Annotated in this window: 1 protein-coding gene and 1 pseudogene; both read right to left on the bottom strand. The window is 76.5% G+C overall.

Annotated elements, in window-relative coordinates:
• Positions 1–748: pseudogene (locus AB0M20_RS42215) on the bottom strand (ABC transporter permease); the annotation flags it as partial.
• Complete coding sequence (locus tag AB0M20_RS42210; protein WP_364307013.1) at positions 745–1,491, bottom strand: ABC transporter ATP-binding protein; 747 nt, start codon at positions 1,489–1,491, stop codon at positions 745–747. The pseudogene AB0M20_RS42215 and the gene AB0M20_RS42210, both read right to left, overlap by 4 nt.
• Between the last annotated feature and the right edge of the window lie 170 nt (positions 1,492–1,661).

Here is a 1,661-nt window from a genome sequence, read left to right as displayed (position 1 = left end):
CGCGGGCGACCATCGCGATCTTGAGCGGGGCGCCGAACCACCGGATCCGGCTCACGCCCTCCGGCTCGGCGGCGGCCCGCCCGACGCCGCGGCGCACGGCGTCAGGCCCGCCCCGGGCCGAGGCCGCCGCGGCGACCGGCGTCGCATCGCCGTCGACGACCAGGCCGATCATCCGAACCCCGGCGGACATCCGGGCCGCCACCGCGTCGGCGACGTAGAAGCCGGGACCGGCCATCGTTCCGGTGACCGTCCAGGTGGCCGGGCCGGCCGCGGTCAGGACGTCGACGCGGGCGCCCGGTGGCAGGCCGTCCAGGGCGACCTCGCCGGGGCGGGCCGGCGGGCGGCCCGCGGTGAGGCGGTATCCGCCGAGCGCCGCCGAGGAGAACGCGTGCCCGTCGTCGCGACGCTCCGGGTCTCCGGCCGGGCGGCCGGACACGAGCCGTTGCACGTAGAACGCCGGGTCCGGGACGGCCGTGGTCACGCCGGGAAGGTCGTCGAGTTCCGCCGCCAGCGCGCGGGCCTCGCCGGCGGTCCACGCGCGGCGGGACGGTCGGCCGGCGTCGTCCACACCGGACTCCGGTGACTGCACGAGCACGGCGCTGTGCGCGTACCTGGCGGGGGTCTGTGGCTGGGACGACGCCCAGAGGGTGACGGCGCCGCAGACGACCGCGACCCCCGCCACGATCGCGAGGAACGTGCCGGCGAAGCCGGCGAACCGATGCCGCACCATCCGCCACGCGAGGCTCATCGCAGGACCCCCGCCCGGTCCTCGAGAGCCGCCGTCCGAACCGCGATCTCCTGCGCGGCCAGCGGTCCCTCCGATGTGGAGACCACACGACCGTCGCGGAGGAAGACCACCCGGTCGGCGTGTGCCGCGGCGAACGGGTCGTGCGTCACCATCACCACGGTCTGCCCGTGCCGGTCCACCGCCGCCCGCAGCAGCCGCAGGACCTCCCGGCCGGAAGCGGCGTCCAGCGCGCCGGTCGGCTCGTCCGCGAACAGCACAGCCGGCCTGCTGACCAGGGCGCGGGCGATCGCCACCCGCTGCTGCTGACCGCCGGAGAGCTCGGAGGGCCGATGCTCCGCGCGGTCCGCGAGACCCACCTCGCCGAGCATCGCGCTCACCTCCCCCGGCGCGGGACGGCGGCCGGCCAGGCGCATCGGCAGGGCCACGTTCTGCGCCGCGGTCAGCGCGGGGACCAGGTTGAAGGCCTGGAAGACGAAGCCGACGCGGGAGCGCCGCAGCTGCGTCAGGCGGCGCTCGGAGAGGCCGGTGAGCGGTACGCCGCCGATCTCCACGTCGCCGCCGGTGACCCGGTCCAGGCCGGCCGCGCAGTGCAGCAGGGTCGACTTGCCGGAGCCGGACGGGCCCATCACCGCGGTGCAGCTGCCGCGCGGGATGGACAGATCGACGTGGTCGAGGGCGGTCACCGCGCGGTCGCCGGCGCCGAAGACGCGGGTGACGCCGCGCAGTTCGAGTGCTGAGGTCATGGCGACCAGCGTTCCGGCGCGGCGATCCGGGCACAGTCACGCGAGGACGAGAGTCGGGGGTATACCCAGCACTACCGTCCGGCGGGCGGCGTCCCGGTAGCGTCCGTTGCATGGTTCGCACCGCCCTCGACGCGCTCGCCCTGCGCCCGACGCGGTTCCTGCGCTCGGCG

Origin of the sequence: Actinoplanes sp. NPDC051633, from assembly GCF_040681735.1 — a bacterium.
In the GTDB taxonomy this organism is placed as follows: domain Bacteria; phylum Actinomycetota; class Actinomycetes; order Mycobacteriales; family Micromonosporaceae; genus Actinoplanes.
This window is presented reverse-complemented; position numbering and strand designations above follow the sequence as displayed.